Origin of the sequence: Caenispirillum bisanense (assembly GCF_900230255.1) — a bacterium.
Lineage (GTDB): Bacteria > Pseudomonadota > Alphaproteobacteria > Rhodospirillales > Rhodospirillaceae > Caenispirillum > Caenispirillum bisanense_A.
This window is the reverse complement of the sequence record NZ_OCNJ01000016.1, coordinates 30,777-48,612: the sequence shown is the minus strand read 5'-3', so window position 1 is coordinate 48,612 and position 17,836 is coordinate 30,777. Positions and strand designations below refer to the sequence as shown.

Here is a 17,836-nt window from a genome sequence, read left to right as displayed (position 1 = left end):
GACGGTTTGGGATGATGGACGACAAGGGCCAGCAGGAACCATCGATGGAGGACATCCTCGCCTCCATCCGCAAGATCCTGTCTGAGGACGAGGACGAGGAGCCGAAACCGGCTCCCAAGAAGGCGGCCGCTCCGCCGCCGCCACCACCGCCCGAGCCGGAACCCGAGCCGGAGCCGGAACCCGAACCCGTGTTCGAACCGGAGCCCGAGCCGGAACCGGAGCCCGAGGAGGACATCCTCGAACTCACCGACAGCATGATGCTGCCGGAGGAGGAGCCGGAGGCCGTCTTCGAGCCGGAACCGGAGCCCGAGCCGGAACCCGAAGCCGTTTCGTGGGACGAGCCGGAGCCCGAGCCGGAGCCCGCCCCCTTCCAGTGGGACGAGCCCGAGCCGGAACCCGAGCCCGAGCCGCCGCCTCCGCCTCCGCCGCCTCCTCCCCCGCCGCCGCGCATGGAGCCCGAGGACGACGACGACGGCCTGATGAGCCGCGCCACCGAGGCCGCCTCCGCCGCCGCCCTGTCGCAGCTCGCCCGCACCATGGCGAGCGACCGCCAGCTGGCCGTCGGCCACGGCGCCATCACCCTGGAAGAACTGGTGCGCGATGCCCTCAAGCCGCTGCTGCGCGAGTGGATCGACGCCAACCTGCCGGAGATCGTGGAGCGCCTGGTGAAGCAGGAAATCCAGAGGCTGGTATCGCGGTCGCAAAAGTTCTAGAACCGCTCCGGGTCCCATTACCCCATGACTGCGCCGGGTCCCCGTGGGCCCGGCGCTTTCGTTAGCGTGACACGCAACCCCCATACCGTCGCAGCCACCAACGGGAAGACCATCGCGATGCTGGACAAGACCTACAACGCCGCCGAAGTCGAAGAGAAGCTGTACGAACGGTGGGAATCGTCCGGTGTATTCGCCTGCAATCCCGCCTCGTCCGCCAAGCCCTATACCATCATGATGCCGCCGCCCAACGTGACGGGCAGCCTGCACATGGGCCACGCGCTGACGTTCACGCTGCAGGACGTGCTGATCCGCTACCACCGCATGAAGGGCCGCGATGCCCTGTGGCAGCCGGGCACCGACCACGCCGGCATCGCGACGCAGATGGTGGTGGAGCGCCGCCTGGAGAAGGACGGCGTGACGCGCCACGACCTCGGCCGCGGCCCCTTCATCGACAAGGTGTGGGAGTGGAAGGCCGAGAGTGGCGGCACCATCACCCGCCAGCTGCGCCGCCTGGGCGCCTCGCCGGACTGGGCGCGCGAGCGCTTCACCATGGACGACGGCCTGTCCGCCGCCGTGCGCAAGATCTTCGTCGACCTGCACCGCAAGGGCCTGATCTACCGCGACAAGCGGCTGGTCAACTGGGATCCCAAGCTGCACACCGCCATCTCCGACCTGGAAGTCGAGCAGCGCGAGACGGTGGGCAAGATGTGGTACTTCCGCTACCCGGTGGAAGGCCAGTACGGCGTGTTCGTCACCGTCGGCACCACGCGCCCGGAAACCATGCTGGGTGACACCGGCGTCGCCGTCCATCCCGAGGACGAGCGCTACAAGGATCTGGTCGGCAAGAACGTGGTGCTGCCCATCGTCGGCCGCCGCATCCCCATCGTCGCCGACGAGTACGCCGACCCCGAGAAGGGCTCGGGCGCGGTGAAGATCACCCCGGCGCACGACTTCAACGACTTCGAGGTGGGCCGCCGCAACGACCTGCCCATGATCAACATCTTCGACCGCGACGCCCGCGTGAACGAGAACGCGCCCGAGGCCTACCAGGGCCTCGACCGCTTCGCCGCGCGCGAGAAGGTGGTCGCCGAGATCGAGGCGCTCGGCCTGCTCGAGAAGATCGACGAGAACCCCATGACGGTGCCCTACGGCGACCGCTCGGGCGTGGTCATCGAGCCGTGGCTGACCGACCAGTGGTTCGTCGACGCCAAGACCCTGGCGCAGGAGCCGATCAAGGCGGTCGAGGAAGGTCGCACCCGCTTCGTGCCGAAGCACTGGGAGAACACCTTCTACGAGTGGATGCGCAACATCCAGCCGTGGTGCATCAGCCGCCAGATCTGGTGGGGCCATCAGGTGCCGGCGTGGTTCGGCCCCGACGGCGAGATCTTCGTCGAGGAGACCGAGGACGAAGCCCGCGCCGCCGCCGAAAAGCACTACGGCAAGGCGGGTGTGGAGCTGACGCGCGACCCCGACGTGCTCGACACCTGGTTCAGCTCGGCGCTGTGGCCGTTCTCCACCCTCGGCTGGCCGGAACAGACGCCGGAGCTGGCGCGCTACTACCCGACCGACGTGCTGGTCACGGGCTTCGACATCATCTTCTTCTGGGTCGCCCGCATGATGATGTTCGGCCACTACGGCATGCAGGAGGTGCCGTTCAAGGACGTCTACATCCACGCCCTGGTCCGCGACGAGAAGGGCCAGAAGATGTCCAAGTCCAAGGGCAACGTCATCGACCCGCTGGTCATCATCGACCAGTACGGCACCGATGCCCTGCGCTTCACGCTCGCCGCCATGGCCGCTCAAGGCCGCGACATCAAGATGAGCGAGCAGCGCGTCGCCGGCTATCGCAACTTCGCGACCAAGCTGTGGAACGCCGCCCGCTTCTGCGAGATGAACGAGTGCCGCCCGCAGGCCGGCTTCGACCCCAAGGGCGTGACCCTGACGCTCAACCGCTGGATCGTCGCCAAGACGGCGGAGGCGGCGGAGGCGGTCGCCGTCGGCATCGACGAGTACAAGTTCAACGATGCCGCGCAGGGCGCCTATGCCTTCGTGTGGGGCACCTTCTGCGACTGGTACCTGGAATTCGCCAAGCCGGTGTTCAACGGCACCGACGAGGCGCTGAAGGCCGAGACGCGGGCGACGGCGGCCTGGGTGCTGGACCGCATCCTGGTCATGCTGCACCCCTTCATGCCCTTCATCACCGAAGAGCTGTGGGGCGCCATCGGCGGCGAGCAGCGCGCCGGCATGCTCATTTCCGAAGCCTGGGGCGACTACAGCGGCCTCGCCGCGCCGGATGCCGTGGCGGAGATGGACTGGGTGGTGGACCTCGTCACCTCCGTCCGCTCGGTGCGGTCGGAGATGAACGTGCCGCCGGGCGCCCGCCTGCCGCTGCTGCTGAAGGACGCCAACGCGACCACCAAGGAGCGCCTCGCGCGCCACACTGCGCTGGTCCAGACGCTGGCGCGCCTGGAGAGTGTCGAGGCGGTGGACGACGCCCCGGCCAAGGGCGCGGCGCAGGTGGTCATCGGCGAGGCGACGGCCCTGCTGCCGCTGGCCGGCGTCATCGACGTCGACCAGGAGAAGGCGCGCCTGAGCAAGGAACTGTCCAAGGTCGGCGGCGAGATCGACAAGCTGGCGAAGAAGCTCGGCAACGAGGGCTTCATCGCCAAGGCGCCGCCGGAGGTGGTCGAGGAGCAGCGCGAGCGTCTGGCCGAGGCGGAAGCCGCCAAGGCGAAGCTCGCCGAGGCGCTCGACCGTCTCGCGGCGCTGTAAGACGCGGTCGTCGCCGTGGCCGGCAAGGGCGCCAAGGGCAGGGCAGGCGGGGCCGGCAAGGCCCCGCGGCCACCCGGCGCGCCGACGCCGGACGAACGGGCCGAGGTGGTGGTGACCAAGCTGGAGCGCTTCATCCGCGAGAAGCGCTCCGCCTCCGCCGGCGTGTCGTTCAAGTCCTGGCAGGCCATGGCGAAGCAGGAGATCGCCGACGCCGTGCGCGCCGTGGAGGGCGAGCAGGCCAAGGACAGCCGCGTCCTCGACCGGCTGGTGCTGCTCGGCGGGGCGGCGCTGTCGACCATCGGCGTGTGGGGCACCGCGCTGGCCATCGGGCAGGCGCCGGATCGCGTCTGGGCGGCGGTCGCCATCATGGCGGCGGGTTTCGTGCTGCTGTGGATCATGGGGGCGCTGTTCGTCCGCTCGCCCCTCGGCCGCTTCCGCGACGAGCGGCGGCAGGCGGCGCTGCGCCGCATGGACGACCTGCACCGCCAGGTGCGCCGCCTGGAGAACGAGTTGAAGGCGCGTGCCAAGGGCCTCCAGAAGGAATTGGACGCCCACGACCTGGACCCGAGCTGAGGAGAGAGTACCCGTCATGCTGTCCGTCACCTTCGAGGACGCCTGGCGCGTCTACCTCGCCGCGCGTCCCCGCCTGCCGGCCTTCCCGCCGCCGGTGGAACCGCGCCGGGTGGCCGGGCTGCTCGACGTGGTGGACGGCTTCGACCTGGTGGTGTTCGACGCCTACGGCGTGCTGCACCTGGGCGGCGAGGCCCTGCCGGAGGGGCTCGCGGCCTTCCGGGCGCTGCGCGAGATGGGCAAGCGCCTGTGCGTCGTCACCAACGACGTCACCCACGGGCCGGAGGGCGTCGCGCAAGGCCTCAATGCCCGCGGCTACGACGTGACGCCGCAGGAGATCATCTCCGGCCGCTCGCTGCTGCCCGAGGTCATGGCGCAGCGCGCGCCCGGCCCCTGGGGCGTGGTGACGAGCCATGCCGCCGACATCGCCGCCCGCTTCGCCGACTGTCGACCGCTGGGGGCGGAGGCGACCGCCGCCGACTACGCCGCCGTGGACGGCTTCCTGTTCGTCGACAACAACTTCTGGGACGAGGCTCACGCCGCCCTGCTGGCCGATGCGCTGGCGGAGCGGCCGCGGCCGATGATCGTGTGCAATCCCGACGTCGCCTGCCCATATAAGGGCCGCATCTCGCTGGAACCCGGCCACCCGGCCCACGAACTGGCGGAGCGCGGCCTGACCGATGTCACCTTCCTCGGCAAGCCTTTCCGCGCCGTCTACGACTTGGTGGGGCAACGCTTCCCCGACGTCGCCCGCGACCGCATGCTCATGGTCGGCGACAGCCCGCACACCGACGTGCTGGGTGCCCGTGGGGCCGGCATGAAGGTGGTGCTGGTGGAATGCGGCTTCCTGGCCGGGCAGGATACGCTGGCGCGCTGCCGGGAGGCGGGGCTTCTTCCCGATTATGTCGCGAAGACGCCCTGAATCTTGAATGAAATTTCTTCGCCGGCGCATGGCGGGGCTTGATTGTAAAGCCCTGGGCGCTTAAGCGTATAAAACTCTTGTGACGCCCGAAAATTCCCGCATAAGTTCTGCGGCTTACCGGAGACCGACCATGCCCGAGTTCCGCTCCCGCACGTCCACCCACGGCCGCAACATGGCCGGCGCCCGCGGCCTGTGGCGGGCCACCGGCATGAAGGAAGAGGACTTCGGCAAGCCCATCATCGCCATCGCTAATTCCTTCACCCAGTTCGTGCCGGGCCACGTGCACCTGAAGGACCTGGGCCAGTTGGTGGCGCGCGAGATCGAGGCCAGCGGCGGCGTCGCCAAGGAATTCAACACCATCGCCGTGGACGACGGCATCGCCATGGGCCACGCCGGCATGCTCTACAGCCTGCCGTCGCGCGAGCTGATCGCCGATGCGGTGGAATACATGGTCAATGCCCACTGCGCCGACGCGCTGGTGTGCATCTCCAACTGCGACAAGATCACGCCGGGCATGCTCATGGCCGCCATGCGCCTGAACATCCCGACCGTGTTCGTCTCGGGCGGCCCCATGGAGGCCGGCAAGGTCATCCTGGAGGGCAAGGAACACGCCATCGACCTGATCGACGCCATGATCGTGGCGGCCGACCAGAAGGTCTCCGACGCCGACGTGCAGGCCTACGAGCGGTCCGCCTGCCCGACCTGCGGCTCGTGCTCGGGCATGTTCACCGCCAACTCCATGAACTGCCTGACGGAGGCGCTCGGCCTGTCGCTGCCCGGCAACGGCAGCGTGCTCGCCACCCACGCCGACCGCCGCGAGCTGTTCCTGGAAGCCGCCCGCACCGTCGTGCGCATCACCAAGCGCTACTACGAGCAGGGTGACGAGCGGGTGCTGCCGCGCGGCATCGCCACCGTGAAGGCCTTCGAGAACGCCATCGCGCTCGACATCGCCATGGGCGGCTCCACCAACACCGTGCTGCACCTGCTGGCGGCGGCGGAGGAGGGCGGCGTGCCCTTCGGCATGGCCGACATCGACCGCATGTCGCGCAAGGTGCCGGTGCTGTGCAAGGTCGCCCCGGCGGTGCAGAACATCCACATGGAGGACGTCCACCGCGCCGGCGGCGTCTACGGCATCCTGGGCGAGCTGGAGCGCGCCGGCCTGCTCGCGACCGACGTGTCGACCGTGCACGCCGAAACGCTGGCCGACGCCATCGACAAGTGGGACGTCGTGCGCACGGCGGCGCCCGAGGTCGACACCTATTACCGTGCCGCGCCGGGTGGCGTGCGCACGACGGAAGCCTTCAGCCAGAACCGCCGCTACACCGAGGTCGACCGCGACCGCGCCAAGGGCGTCATCCGCTCGGCCGAGAACGCCTACAGCAAGGACGGCGGCCTCGCCGTGCTGTACGGCAACATCGCGCTGGAAGGCTGCATCGTGAAGACGGCCGGCGTCGACGAGAGCAACCTGAAGTTCTCCGGCCCCGCCGTCATCTGCGAGAGCCAGGACGAGGCGGTCGCCAAGATCCTCGGCGGCGTCGTCAAGGAAGGCGACGTGGTGGTGGTGCGCTACGAGGGCCCCAAGGGCGGCCCCGGCATGCAGGAAATGCTCTACCCGACCAGCTACCTGAAGAGCATGGGCCTCGGCAAGGCCTGCGCCCTGGTCACCGACGGCCGCTTCTCGGGCGGCACCTCGGGCCTGTCCATCGGCCACGCCTCGCCGGAAGCGGCCGAAGGCGGCGCCATCGGGCTGGTGGAAGAGGGCGACATGATCGACATCGACATCCCCAACCGCACCATCGCCGTGCGCCTGTCCGACGAGGAACTGGCGCACCGTCGGGCGGCCATGGAGGCCAAGGGCGCGGCGGCGTGGAAGCCGGTGAAGCGGGAGCGTGTGGTCAGTCAGGCGCTGCGGGCGTATGCTGCCATGACCACCAGCGCGGCGCGTGGGGCGGTGCGCGACGTGAGCCAGCTCGAAAAGAGCTGAGCGCAGACAGGGAGGGGGCGCAAGTGGGTACTGCTGAGGTGCGGCCGATCGAGTGGACCGAAGACCTGAAGATCGGCATCCCGATCATCGATGCCGATCACAAGGTCCTGGTCTCGCTGCTGAACCAGGTGTTCGAGACGGTCGGTGACCGCGAGGAGAAGGCGACGCTCGGCAGCGTGCTGAACTCCCTCGTGGACTACACCGAGTACCACTTCGCCCGCGAGGAACGGCTGCAGGAGGTCGCCGGCTACGGCGGCCTCGCCGGCCACAAGGCGCTGCACCGTGACCTGACGGCCCAGGTGGTCGCCATCCGCACCCGCTTCGAGCAGGACCCGGAGAGCGTCCACGGCGAGGAAGTGCTCAACTTCCTGCGGTCCTGGCTGGTCGACCACATCAACGGCCACGACATGGCCTACCGCGGCGCCTGCGTCGGCAACGAGGTGGCGATCAAGGCCGCCACCGGCGTCGCCTTCGACCATGCCGAGGGCGACGATTACGAGGACGACGGCGCCCCGCTGGTGGACTGGGCGCGGGTGAAAGTGCTGGTGGTGGAAGACAACCGCAACTTCCAGATCATCATCCAGACCATCCTCAAGTCCCTCGGCGTGCGCGACATCACCATGGCCGGCAACGGCGAGGAAGGGCTGGCCGCCCTGGCGGCGGCGGTGCCCGACCTGGTGCTGTGCGACTGGCGCATGGAAGCCATGGACGGGATCGAGTTCGTGAGCCAGGCGCGGGCCGGCGGCTCGCAGGCCAAGATCATCATGATGTCCGGCTATTCCGACGACGACGTGCGCGACCGCGCCGTCGCGGCCGGGGTCGACGACTTCCTGGAAAAGCCCATCACCGCGCGCGGCTTCCTCGACGCCGCCACCAGCGCCCTCAGCCGCTGACGGCTGCCGCCACGGCTACCGCCACGGCCACGGCCACGGCCGCCGCTACACCGCTTCCGCCGCCCGCTGCAGGCTGTCCGCCGCATCCAGGCGGCGGCGGGCGGTGTCGTGGATGGCGGCCTTCAGCGACGGCGACGTGCGCGTCAGCGCGTCCAGGTCGCGGGCGTGCAGCTCCAGCAGCTGACAGAAGCACAGGGCCTCGATGTCGGCGCGCCGCGGCGCCTTGGTGAGCACCGCCAGTTCGCCGAAGAAATCGCCGGTGCCGAGGCGCACGGGGGCCGGTGCCACCTTGGCCTCGACTGCGCCCGAGGCGATGAAGTACATGGCCTCGCCGCGATCCCCCTTGCGCACCACCAGTTCCCCCGGCACGGCGAGGCGCGGCCGCAGGCGGCGGGCGACGGCGGCGAGGTCGGTCGGGCTCAGGCCGTCGAACAGCGGCATGCGGCGCAGCAGGACCGCCGGCTCCAGGTCCAGGTCCAGCGGCGGCCGGCGGGCGAGGGCGGCGGCGCGGGTCCGCAGGTCGGCGAGCAGGTCGCGGTGCACCTCGTGCCCGATGACGCCGTCGGCACGCAGGCGGCGGTATTCGCTTTCCTCGACGCGGCGGGCGGCGCGCTCCAGGTACTGCTGCTGCAGCGCCTGGAAGAAGCCGCCGTATTGCAGGCGCAGGGCGTCCAGCGCCTTCTCCACGCCCTCAGCCCGCGCGTCCAGCACCTGCACGCAAGCCGCCGCCGCCGCGCCGCCCATCACCGCCGCCAGCCGGTCGGCGGCGAAGGCGCGCAACTGGCGCAGGGTGGTCTGGGTCAGCAGCAGGGCCTCGGCGCGGTTGGCCAGTTCCGCGGCCAGCGGCCGGTCCCAGCCGAAGCGGCGCTGCAGCACCAGGGTCAGGCGGAAACGCGGCGAGAAGGCGAGGGCGGCCGTGCAGGCGGCGGCGTAGCCGTCGAGGCCGGTGGTCTTCAGGGCGTCTTCCAGCCGCGCCGTCTCGGCCATCAGGCGGCGGGCCATGCGGCCTGAGAGGATCCCGTCGCGGAACTGGGCGAGGGTATGCGCCGCCTCATGCCCGGTGACCATGAGCAGGCCGGCGCGCAGGCGTTCGTCGGTGCCGCCCTCGGGCGAGGCTTCCGCTTCGGCGGCGGCGAGGCGTTCGGTGTAGCGGGCGGCGACAGCGGCGGCGCGGGTGGGGTCGAGGCCGTAGTCCTCCGCCGCCTCGTCGATGCGGCCGCGCACCGTCGCCAGCGCCGCGGCGATGGCGCGGCCGCGCACGGCGGCATCGGCCGGCGACAGACGGTCGAGCCCGAGCCAGCGGATCAGCGGGCCGAGCAGGGGCGCGTTGACGAACAGGGTGAACAGCACGAAGGCGGTGGTCAGCACGGCGACGAAGTCGCGGGTCGCCGCCGGCACGCCCGGCGCCTCCACCACCGCCAGCGCGAGCGCCAGCGACACGGCGCCGCGCAGGCCGCCCCACAACACGACGGCGCGCAACGGCCGGCTGATGCCCTGGGCGAGGCCGAGGCGCGTCATCACCGGCAGCAGGCCGAACAGCACCAGCGCCCGCGCCGCCAACGCCGCCACCACGAGCACGGCCAGCAGCACCAGATCGGCACCGGTCATGGCGCGCAGCATTTCCGGCACCCGCAGGGTCGCCAGCACGAAGACGAGCGAACTGGCCCAGAAGCCCAACTGCTGCCACACGTCCACCAGACTGGTCCAGGTCTGCGCCGACATGCGGGTGCGGCCCTCGTAGCTCAGCACGAGCGCCAGCGTGACGACGGCGACGACGCCCGAGACGTGCAATTCGTGCTCGCCGACGATGAACACGAGGTAGGCGGCGGCGACCGTCGCCGTGATCTCGGCGAAGCGGTGGCCGCGCAGGGCGCTCACCAGCAGGAAGAGGGCGCGCCCGGCCAGCCAGCCGACGGCGAGCCCGCCGGCGAAGCCCCAGGCGAAGGCGCCCACGGCCGCCACCGGGTCGGGCTGGCGCTCGCCGGTCAGCATGCCGAGGAACAGGGTGAACAGCACGATGGCGGCGGCGTCGTTGAACAGGCTTTCGCCCTCGACCAGCAGGCTCAGGCGGTGCGGCACGCCGAGGTCGCGGAAGATGGCGACGACGGCCACCGGATCGGTGGTCGAGACGATGGCGGCCAGCAGCAGGCAGGCGATCAGCCCGACGTCGGACACGGCGGCGAGGCTGAGGCCGACGACGGCGGTAGAGACCACCACGGCGACCACCGCCAGCAGCAGGATGGGGGTGATGTCGTCCATCAGCCGGCGCACGTCGACCACCACGGCGGTCTCGAACAGCAGCACCGGCAGGAACAGGACGATGAAGGCGTCCGACGAGAGGTGGAAGGCGTCGAGGCCGGCGGCCAGCAGGCCGGGCGGCAGGGCCTCGGCGGCGACGCCGAGCACCATGCCGAACACGGCGAGGGCGAGCGAGAACGGCACGTTCAGGCGCGCCGCCGCCGGCACGAGCAGGATCACGAGGCCGAGCAGCCCCGCCACGCCCAGCACCGCCAGCTCGATGCCGCCCATCGCCATTCGTCGTCCCCCGTTCCACCCGCTTCCCCCGCGGGCGGCTCACCTTAGCGCGGCGCGTCCGGCGGGGGTAGGGCGGATGTTAGGGGTGGACGCCGCCGCCGGCGCCCTGTGATCGGAGGGGGCGCGGCTGCCGGTGTCAGACCTCGATCTCGGCCCAGATGGGGGTGTGGTCGGAGGCCTTCTCGCGGCCGCGCGGACCCTTGTCGATGACGCAGGCGCGCACCCGGTCGAGCGCCCGGCCGTCGAGCAGCAGGTGGTCGATGCGCAGGCCCAGGTCGCGCTGCCAGGCGCCCTGCTGGTAGTCCCAGAAGGTGTAGCGGTGCGGCTCCGGGTGCAGGGTGCGGTAGGTGTCGGTCAGGCCGAGCCACAGGAGGGCGCGGAAGGCGGCGCGGCTCTCCGGCCGGCACAGGGCGTCGTTGCTCCAGCCGTCGGGGTCGTAGACGTCGTCGTCCGTCGGGCAGACGTTGTAGTCGCCGCCCACCAAGAGCGGCATGTCGCTTTCCGTCAGCAGGCGCTGGACATGCAGGCGCAGGTTCTCCATCCACCGCAGCTTGTAGGGGAACTTCTCGGTGTCGACCGGATTGCCGTTGGGCACGTAGACCGAGGCGACGCGGATGCGGCCGTCCACCACCGCTTCCACATAGCGCGCCTGCTGGTCCTCGGGCTCGCCGGGCAGGCCGCGGCGCACCTCGGTCAGCGGGTGGCGCGACAGGATGGCGACGCCGTTGTAGCTCTTCTGGCCGCACACGGCGCAGTGCTCGTAGCCGGCGGCGCGGATCTCCATGAGCGGGAAGCCGTCGTCGACGGTCTTGATCTCCTGCAGCAGGGCCACGTCGGGCTGCGCCTCGGCCAGCCAGTCCGTCAGTTTCGGCAGGCGGGCCTTGATGGAGTTGACGTTCCAGGCGGCGATTTTGAGCATGGACTTGCTTCCGTTCGGCGTGGCAGGATGCGGTGTCGACGGTGGTAGCACAAAGCCCGGAACGGTGCCTACCGGGTAAGCCTCATGAACCGCCGCGACGGACCGCCCAGGGCAGGGTCCGCACCGGCTGCCCCGTCGACGACAGACGAGAGAGAGTCGAGGTCATCATGCTGACGGAGTTCGTCTCCGCGGGGCGTGTCGTCGTGCGCGCGGGCGCCGCGGCGGCTTTCCTGCTGCTCGCCGCCGCGCCTGCGGCACAGGCTTCCGCGGCGGCCGGCTGCCGCGCGGTGCCGCACGGTCCGGTGGAGACCGAAGTGGTGCTCGATCCCGGCCGCGTCGTGCTCGACGTCAGCCGCGACAAGATGCAGCTCACCACCCTGTTCCAGGGCAGCGACAACGCCCGCATGACCACCGGCGGCTGGACGACGGTGGGCCTGACGGAAAGCAGCCTGGAAGTGCGCACGGCGACGCGCACCGCCACCTGGCCGGCACCCGGCGGCGGCTGGTGCGCCCAGTTGCAGGGGGCGCGGGTGGAGATCGGTTATCCGGAACTGCGCGTCTACATCCCCGCCGACTTCCGGCCGGGCAGTTGCGCCTATACCACCGTGCACGACCACGAGTTGGAGCACGTCGCCATCACCCGCGAGGTGCTGATGCGCCATGCGCCGCACCTCGATCGCGCGGTACGGCGGGCGGGCGACGGCATGGGGGTGCGGTGGGCGGCCACGGCGCAGGAGGCCAAGAGCCTCGCGGCCGGCGTCATCAACGCCGCGCTGGCGCAGCCGCTGGAAGCGCTGCGGGCGGAGCACCGCCTGCGCAACGCCGCCATCGACACGGCCGACAACTACCACGGCCTGCAGCAGCGCTGCGACGCCTGGTGAGGCGGCGACGCCCGTCCCCGCGTCAGATCGCGAACGAGGATCCGCAGCCGCAGGTGGCGGTGGCGTTGGGGTTCTTCACCACGAAGGCGGCGCCCATGAGGTCTTCCACGTAATCGACCACCGAGCCCTGCAGCAGGTCGAGGCTCGCCTCGTCCACCACTAGGCGCACGCCGTGGAAGTCGCCCACGGTGTCGTCGTCGTTGACGGCGGCGTCGAGGTCGAAGCCGTACTGGAAGCCGGAGCAGCCGCCGCCCGACACGGTCAGGCGCAGCATCAGGCCCGGCTTGGCCTCCTGCGCGATCAGGGTGCGCACCCGGGCGGCCGCGGACTCGGTCATGGAGATGCCGGTGGCCGGGGCCAGGGTTTCGGTGTCGCTCATGGGTCTCGATCCTCTGGAACCTGGAGAGAGCGGGGGAGGGTGCGGTCGAGCGGAATCTAGGCCGCGCGCGCCTTTTCCGCAAGGTGGAACCATTCCAGGAAGGGGCGGTGTGCGGGAATGCCGCACCGCCGCACGGCGGTGGTTGCCAGGGTGGCGCGGCCCCTGTAGTGTCGCCGCCATGACGAGCACCCTGGCGCCCTTCGCCTGTGATCCGACCCGGTCGCGCGGGCGGCTTCATCCGGAGCCGCCGGCCGGCGCACGCTCGGATTTCCAGCGCGACCGCGACCGCATCATCCACTGCAACGCCTTCCGGCGGCTGAAGTACAAGACGCAGGTCTTCGTCTATCACGAGGGCGAGCACTACCGCACCCGCCTGACCCACAGCCTGGAGGTCAGCCAGGTCGCGCGCGCCATCTGCCGGATGATCGGCCTGAACGAGGATCTGGCGGAGGCGCTGGCGCTGGCCCACGACCTCGGCCACACGCCCTTCGGCCATGCCGGCGAGTTCGCCCTCCAGGATTGCCTCGCCGAGTACGACGGCTTCGACCACAATGCCCAGTCCCTGCGCATCGTCACCAAGCTGGAACGGCGCTACGCCGAGTTCGACGGCCTCAACCTGACGTGGGAGACGCTGGAAGGGCTGGTCAAGCACAACGGCCCGCTGGTCGGCCGCCCCGACAGCAAGCCGCTGCCCAAGGCCATCGTGGAATACTCGGAAGGCCAGGACCTGGAACTGCACACCTATGCCTCCGCCGAGGCGCAGGTGGCGGCGCTGTCCGACGACATCGCCTACAACGCCCACGACATCGAGGACGGGTTGCGCGCCGGCCTGTTCCGCATCGACGACTTGCTCGCCCTGCCGCTGGTCGGCCCCATCTTCCGCGAGGTGATGGCGCGCTATCCCGGCATCGACGAGCACCGCCTGATCTACGAAAGCTTCCGCCGCATCATCACCGTCATGGTGGACGACCTGGTGGCCGAAACCTCCCGCCGCATCGCCGAGGCCCGCCCGGAGCGGCCCGAGGACGTGCGGCTGCTCGGCCGGCCGCTGGTCGCTTTCTCCGACGAGATCGTGGCCCACGACAGGGCGCTGAAGGCGTTCCTGTTCCCCAACATGTACAGGCACTTCCGCGTCAACCGCATGACCTCCAAGGCCAAGCGGGTGGTGAAGGACCTGTTCGCCCTCTTCGTCGCCGAACCGAACCTGATGCCGCCCGACTGGCAGCTTCCGTGCGACGGCCCCCGCGGCCGCAAGACGGCCCGCCAGGTGGCCGACTACATCGCCGGGATGACGGATCGCTTCGCGCTCGACGAGCACACCAGATTGTTCGACCCATCGGTAAAACCATGAACCTTTTCAACGTCTACAAGGATCACATCGTCGCGGCGCTCGAAGCCCTGGTGGGCGCGGGCACTCTGCCGGCGGGGCTCGATTTCAGCCGCGTCACCGCCGAGCCGCCGCGCGACGCCAGCCACGGCGACATCGCCACCAACGCCGCCATGGTGCTGAGCAAGCCCGCCGGCCTCAAGCCGCGCGATCTGGCGGATGCGCTGGTCGCCAGGCTCGCCACCGTGCCGGGCGTGACGGAAGCCTCGGTCGCCGGGCCGGGCTTCATCAACCTGCGCCTGGACGAAGGCGTGTGGCGCGGCGTGCTGCGCGAGGTGCTGCGCCAGGGCGTGCGCTTCGGCGACAGCACCATGGGCAGCGGCCACAAGGTGAACGTGGAATACGTCTCGGCCAACCCCACCGGCCCCATGCACGTCGGCCACGGCCGCGGAGCGGTGGTGGGCGATGCGCTGGCACTGCTGCTGACCAAGGCGGGCTACGAGGTCTGCAAGGAATACTACATCAACGACGCCGGCGCGCAGGTCGACAAGCTGGCCGACGCGCTCTACGCCCGCTACCTCGTCGCCTGCGGGCGCGAGACGCAGGCGCAGTTCGACGCCAAGCTGGCGGCGAAGGAGATCGAGTACGGCGGCGACTATCTGGTGCCGCCGGCCGAGAAGCTGGCCGCCCGCGACGGCGCCAAGTGGGCCGACGTGGCCGAGGACGAGTGGCGCCCGGCGCTGCGGGCCTTCGGCATCGACGAGATGATGGCGCTGATCCGCGAAGATCTGGCCGTGCTCGGCGTGCATCACGACGTCTTCACCTCGGAGAAGGGCCTGGTCGACGCCGGCACCGTGCAGTCGGTGCTCGATGACCTGAAGGCGCGCGGCCTGATCTACGAAGGCGTGCTGGAGCCGCCCAAGGGCAAGCTGCCCGACGACTGGGAACCGCGCCCGCAGACCCTGTTCAAGGCCACCGACTTCGGCGACGAGGTCGACCGCGCCCTGATGAAGAGCGACGGCAGCTTCACCTATTTCGCGTCCGACATCGCCTATCACCGCGACAAGTACCTGCGCGGCTATCGCACCCTCATCGACGTGTGGGGCGCCGACCACGGCGGCTACGTCAAGCGCGTGGCGGCGGCGGTGAAGGCCGTCTCGGCCGGCGAGGCGACGCTCGACGTCAAGCTCTGCCAGCTGGTCAAGCTGATGGACAACGGCGAGCCCGTGAAAATGTCCAAGCGCGCCGGCACCTTCATCACCCTGCGCGAAGTGGTGGACGAGCTGAACGAGCGCAGCGGCGGCAAGGGCAAGGATCTCGTCCGCTTCATCATCCTGACCCGCAAGAACGACGCGCCGCTCGAGTTCGATTACTCGAAGGTCCTGGAGCAGTCCAAGGACAACCCGGTGTTCTACGTGCAGTATGCTCACGCCCGCGCCCGCTCGGTGCTGCGCCATGCGGCGGCCGACATGTTCGACGACGCGACGGTGACGGCCGAGGCGCTTGCCGGCGCGCCGGTGGAGCGGCTGGTGGACCCCGACGAGATGGCGCTGATCCGCACGCTCGCCGGCTGGCCGCGCCTGCTGGAAAGTGCCGCGGAGGCGCACGAGCCGCACCGCGTCGCCTACTACCTGAACGACGTCGCGGCCGGCTTCCACGGCCTGTGGAACAAGGGCAAGGATCACACCGAACTGCGCTTCCTGCTGCCCGAGGATCGCGAGCTGAGCCTTGCGCGCCTTGCGCTTGTGCAGGGCGTGGCGACGGTGATAGCGTCTGGCCTCGCAGTCTTCGGTGTGGATCCTGTTGAGGAGATGCGGTAATGGCCCCCAGCGAACGCAAGGAGCCCGGCCTCGGCGCGCCCAGATCGGGGTCCGGGTCCGACGGCACTGACGACGACGATTTCCTGAACCTGATCCCCGATCGTCTGGCGCCGCGCGCCACCCAGGCCGACCCCGCCGACCCCGCCGACGACTTCGGCCCCGAGGACGAGTTCGATCCGCCGCCGGCGCCCGCGAGTGCGGCGCCGCGCGCCCGCCTGTCGGCCGGCCCGGCGGTGGACGACGACGTCGAGGACGAGCCCGAGGACTACGACGACGAGCCCGAGAGCCGCTCCGGCGGCTCGCGCGGCGTGATGATCGCCGTGGTGGTGGGCGCCGTCGCCGCCGGCATCGCCGGCTGGTACCTGTTCCTAAAGCCCGAGCCCGAGCAGACCGTGGCGCAGACGCCGGTGATCGCCGCCGACGGCCAGCCCTACAAGGTGCGGCCGGCCGATCCGGGCGGCATGCAGGTGCCCAACACCGACAAGATGGTCTACGACCGCCTGGGCCAGAACAGCCAGGCCGAGGGTGGTGTCGAGAACCTGCTGGCGCAGCCGGCGGCACCGACCGCCCCGCCGCCGCCGTCGGAGCCCGTCGCCGAGGAACAGCCCGCCGAGCCCGCGCCGGTGCCGGAGCAGCAGGTGGCCACGGCCCCCACGCCGCAGCCCGTGCCGACGCCGCCGGCGCCGGTGGTGACCGCCCCGGCGCAGCCCACGCCGGCGCCGCAGGCCCAGGCCCCCGCCGCTCCGGCCCCGACGCCCGCCCCGGCCCCCAAGCCGGCTCCGGCGCCTGCGCCGCAGCCGCAGGTGGCTGCCGTGACTCCCGCGCCGGCCCCGGCTCCGGTCGCTGCGGCGCCCGCCGGCGGTGGCAGCATGATGGTGCAGCTGGCGGCCCTGAAGGACGAGGCCTCGGCCCGCGCCGCCTGGAACCAGGCGGTGGCGGCCAACAAGGATCTGCTCGGCAACCTGAACATGGACATCCAGCGCGCCGACCTGGGCGCCAAGGGCGTGTTCTACCGCGTGCGTGCCAAGGGTCTCGCCTCGGCGGCCGAAGCCAAGGCGCTGTGCGACAAGCTGGCGGCACGGAAGGTCGGCTGCATTGTTGTCCGTTAAGGCCCCGCTCGCCGCCATCTTCGGGCTGTCGGGGCCGCGGCTGACGGCGGAGGAGCGCGCCTTCTTCGCCGACGCCGACCCCTACGGCTTCATCCTGTTCGCCCGCAACGTGGAAACGCCGGAGCAGGTCGCCTCCCTGGTGGCCGACCTGCGCGGCTGCGTCGGCCGCGAGGCGCCGGTGCTCATCGACCAGGAGGGCGGCCGGGTTCGCCGCCTGCGTCCGCCGCACTGGCGCGACGCCCCCTCCATGGCGCCCTTCGTAGAGCTTTACGCCCGCGACCCGAAGGCGGCGGCCGATGCCGTGCGCCTGAACGCCCGCCTGCTGGCGGTGGAGCTGGCGGCGCTCGGCATCGACGTCGACTGCTACCCGCTCGCCGACGTGCCGGTGCAGGGCTCGCACGACATCATCGGCGACCGCGCCTTCGGGCACGATCCGGCGGTGGTGTCGCATCTGGCGTCCATCGCCTGCGCCGGGCTGCTCGACGGCGGCGTCATGCCGGTGGTCAAGCACATCCCCGGCCACGGCCGCGCCGTCGCCGACAGCCACCTCGACCTGCCGGTGGTCGACGCCTCGCTGGAGGAGCTGCGCGCCACCGACTTCGTGCCCTTCCGCGCCCTCAAGGATGCGCCCTACGGCATGACGGCCCATATCGTCTACACGGCGCTCGACGCCCATCGCCCGGCCACCACCTCGCCGGCGGTGATCGGCGGGATCGTGCGCGGCGAACTGGGCTTCGAAGGGCTGCTGATGACCGACGACCTGTCCATGAAGGCGCTGACCGGCCGGTTCCAGGACCGCGCCGCCGACAGCCTCGCGGCGGGCTGCGACCTCGTGCTCCACTGCAACGGCGACCGGGACGAAATGACCGCCGTCGCCGAGGGCTGCCGGCCGCTCGACACCGCCGGGCAACTGCGTGCCGCGCGCCTCGGCCGTTTCCGCGAGCAGCGCCTCGCCCGGCTGGACGCGGCGGAGACGCTGGCCGAGCTGGACCGCCTGTTGCGGGCGGCCTGA

The 17,836-nt window shown here is 70.8% G+C and carries 14 protein-coding genes; 11 read left to right on the top strand and 3 right to left on the bottom strand.

Features of this window, described 5'->3' with window-relative positions; genetic code table 11:
- Positions 1 to 11 precede the first annotated feature (11 nt).
- From CRP50_RS22900 to CRP50_RS22875, 6 genes are all read left to right on the top strand, one after another.
- Entirely contained in the window at positions 12 to 713 is a 702-nt protein-coding gene (locus CRP50_RS22900) for a DUF2497 domain-containing protein (protein WP_322090863.1), read from the top strand.
- 117 nt (positions 714 to 830) lie between these two features.
- On the top strand, positions 831 to 3,485 hold the full coding sequence (locus tag CRP50_RS22895) for a valine--tRNA ligase (RefSeq protein ID WP_097281529.1): 2,655 nt from the start codon (positions 831 to 833) through the stop codon (positions 3,483 to 3,485).
- Between the two features lie 15 nt (positions 3,486 to 3,500).
- Positions 3,501 to 4,058, top strand: coding sequence for a hypothetical protein (locus CRP50_RS22890; RefSeq protein WP_097281528.1), 558 nt, complete (start codon positions 3,501 to 3,503; stop codon positions 4,056 to 4,058).
- A 16-nt stretch (positions 4,059 to 4,074) separates the two neighbouring features.
- Positions 4,075 to 4,977 carry an HAD-IIA family hydrolase gene (locus tag CRP50_RS22885; RefSeq protein WP_097281527.1) on the top strand — a complete coding sequence of 301 codons (903 nt, stop codon included), beginning with the start codon at positions 4,075 to 4,077 and terminating at the stop codon, positions 4,975 to 4,977.
- Between the two features lie 130 nt (positions 4,978 to 5,107).
- Positions 5,108 to 6,961, top strand: a complete 1,854-nt coding sequence (gene ilvD, locus CRP50_RS22880; RefSeq protein WP_097281526.1) for a dihydroxy-acid dehydratase — start codon at positions 5,108 to 5,110, stop codon at positions 6,959 to 6,961.
- A 23-nt stretch (positions 6,962 to 6,984) separates the two neighbouring features.
- Positions 6,985 to 7,854, top strand: a complete 870-nt coding sequence (locus CRP50_RS22875) for a bacteriohemerythrin (RefSeq protein ID WP_176525314.1) — start codon at positions 6,985 to 6,987, stop codon at positions 7,852 to 7,854.
- Between the two features lie 45 nt (positions 7,855 to 7,899).
- On the opposite strand, the gene CRP50_RS22870 is transcribed toward CRP50_RS22875, so the two are convergent.
- Positions 7,900 to 10,389, bottom strand: a complete 2,490-nt coding sequence (locus tag CRP50_RS22870; protein WP_097281524.1) for a cation:proton antiporter — start codon at positions 10,387 to 10,389, stop codon at positions 7,900 to 7,902.
- Between the two features lie 136 nt (positions 10,390 to 10,525).
- Positions 10,526 to 11,308: an exodeoxyribonuclease III gene (gene xth / locus CRP50_RS22865; protein WP_097281523.1), complete on the bottom strand. Its 783-nt coding sequence runs from the start codon at positions 11,306 to 11,308 to the stop codon at positions 10,526 to 10,528.
- 167 nt (positions 11,309 to 11,475) lie between these two features.
- Between xth and CRP50_RS22860 the strand changes: the two genes are divergently transcribed.
- A complete protein-coding gene (locus CRP50_RS22860; protein WP_097281522.1) occupies positions 11,476 to 12,189 on the top strand; it encodes a hypothetical protein in 714 nt (237 codons plus the stop codon).
- A 22-nt stretch (positions 12,190 to 12,211) separates the two neighbouring features.
- Here the strand turns inward: CRP50_RS22860 and erpA are convergent, their stop codons facing one another.
- Positions 12,212 to 12,568 (bottom strand): iron-sulfur cluster insertion protein ErpA, encoded by a 357-nt coding sequence (gene erpA / locus CRP50_RS22855; RefSeq protein WP_097281521.1) that lies wholly within the window; start codon positions 12,566 to 12,568, stop codon positions 12,212 to 12,214.
- Positions 12,569 to 12,746: 178 nt separating this feature from the next.
- Between erpA and CRP50_RS22850 the strand changes: the two genes are divergently transcribed.
- From CRP50_RS22850 to nagZ, 4 genes are read left to right on the top strand one after another with little or no spacing between them, the layout of a single operon-like run.
- Positions 12,747 to 13,919, top strand: a complete 1,173-nt coding sequence (locus tag CRP50_RS22850) for a deoxyguanosinetriphosphate triphosphohydrolase (protein WP_097281520.1) — start codon at positions 12,747 to 12,749, stop codon at positions 13,917 to 13,919.
- Positions 13,916 to 15,715 carry an arginine--tRNA ligase gene (gene argS / locus CRP50_RS22845; protein WP_097281519.1) on the top strand — a complete coding sequence of 600 codons (1,800 nt, stop codon included), beginning with the start codon at positions 13,916 to 13,918 and terminating at the stop codon, positions 15,713 to 15,715. Before CRP50_RS22850 ends, argS begins: the two co-directional genes overlap by 4 nt.
- A complete protein-coding gene (locus tag CRP50_RS22840) occupies positions 15,715 to 16,824 on the top strand; it encodes an SPOR domain-containing protein (RefSeq protein ID WP_097281518.1) in 1,110 nt (369 codons plus the stop codon). The genes argS and CRP50_RS22840 overlap by 1 nt, the downstream gene beginning before the upstream one ends.
- A complete protein-coding gene (nagZ, locus tag CRP50_RS22835; protein ID WP_416045220.1) occupies positions 16,814 to 17,836 on the top strand; it encodes a beta-N-acetylhexosaminidase in 1,023 nt (340 codons plus the stop codon). The genes CRP50_RS22840 and nagZ overlap by 11 nt, the downstream gene beginning before the upstream one ends.

Coding starts and splice junctions, on each gene's coding strand:
- argS (WP_097281519.1), top strand. CDS start 13,916: ATGAACCTTTTCAACGTCTACAAGGATCACATCGTCGCGGCGCTCGAA.
- ilvD (WP_097281526.1), top strand. CDS start 5,108: ATGCCCGAGTTCCGCTCCCGCACGTCCACCCACGGCCGCAACATGGCC.
- CRP50_RS22885 (WP_097281527.1), top strand. CDS start 4,075: ATGCTGTCCGTCACCTTCGAGGACGCCTGGCGCGTCTACCTCGCCGCG.
- CRP50_RS22860 (WP_097281522.1), top strand. CDS start 11,476: ATGCTGACGGAGTTCGTCTCCGCGGGGCGTGTCGTCGTGCGCGCGGGC.
- CRP50_RS22850 (WP_097281520.1), top strand. CDS start 12,747: ATGACGAGCACCCTGGCGCCCTTCGCCTGTGATCCGACCCGGTCGCGC.
- CRP50_RS22895 (WP_097281529.1), top strand. CDS start 831: ATGCTGGACAAGACCTACAACGCCGCCGAAGTCGAAGAGAAGCTGTAC.
- xth (WP_097281523.1), bottom strand. CDS start 11,308: ATGCTCAAAATCGCCGCCTGGAACGTCAACTCCATCAAGGCCCGCCTG.
- erpA (WP_097281521.1), bottom strand. CDS start 12,568: ATGAGCGACACCGAAACCCTGGCCCCGGCCACCGGCATCTCCATGACC.
- CRP50_RS22900 (WP_322090863.1), top strand. CDS start 12: ATGATGGACGACAAGGGCCAGCAGGAACCATCGATGGAGGACATCCTC.
- CRP50_RS22840 (WP_097281518.1), top strand. CDS start 15,715: ATGGCCCCCAGCGAACGCAAGGAGCCCGGCCTCGGCGCGCCCAGATCG.
- CRP50_RS22870 (WP_097281524.1), bottom strand. CDS start 10,389: ATGGCGATGGGCGGCATCGAGCTGGCGGTGCTGGGCGTGGCGGGGCTG.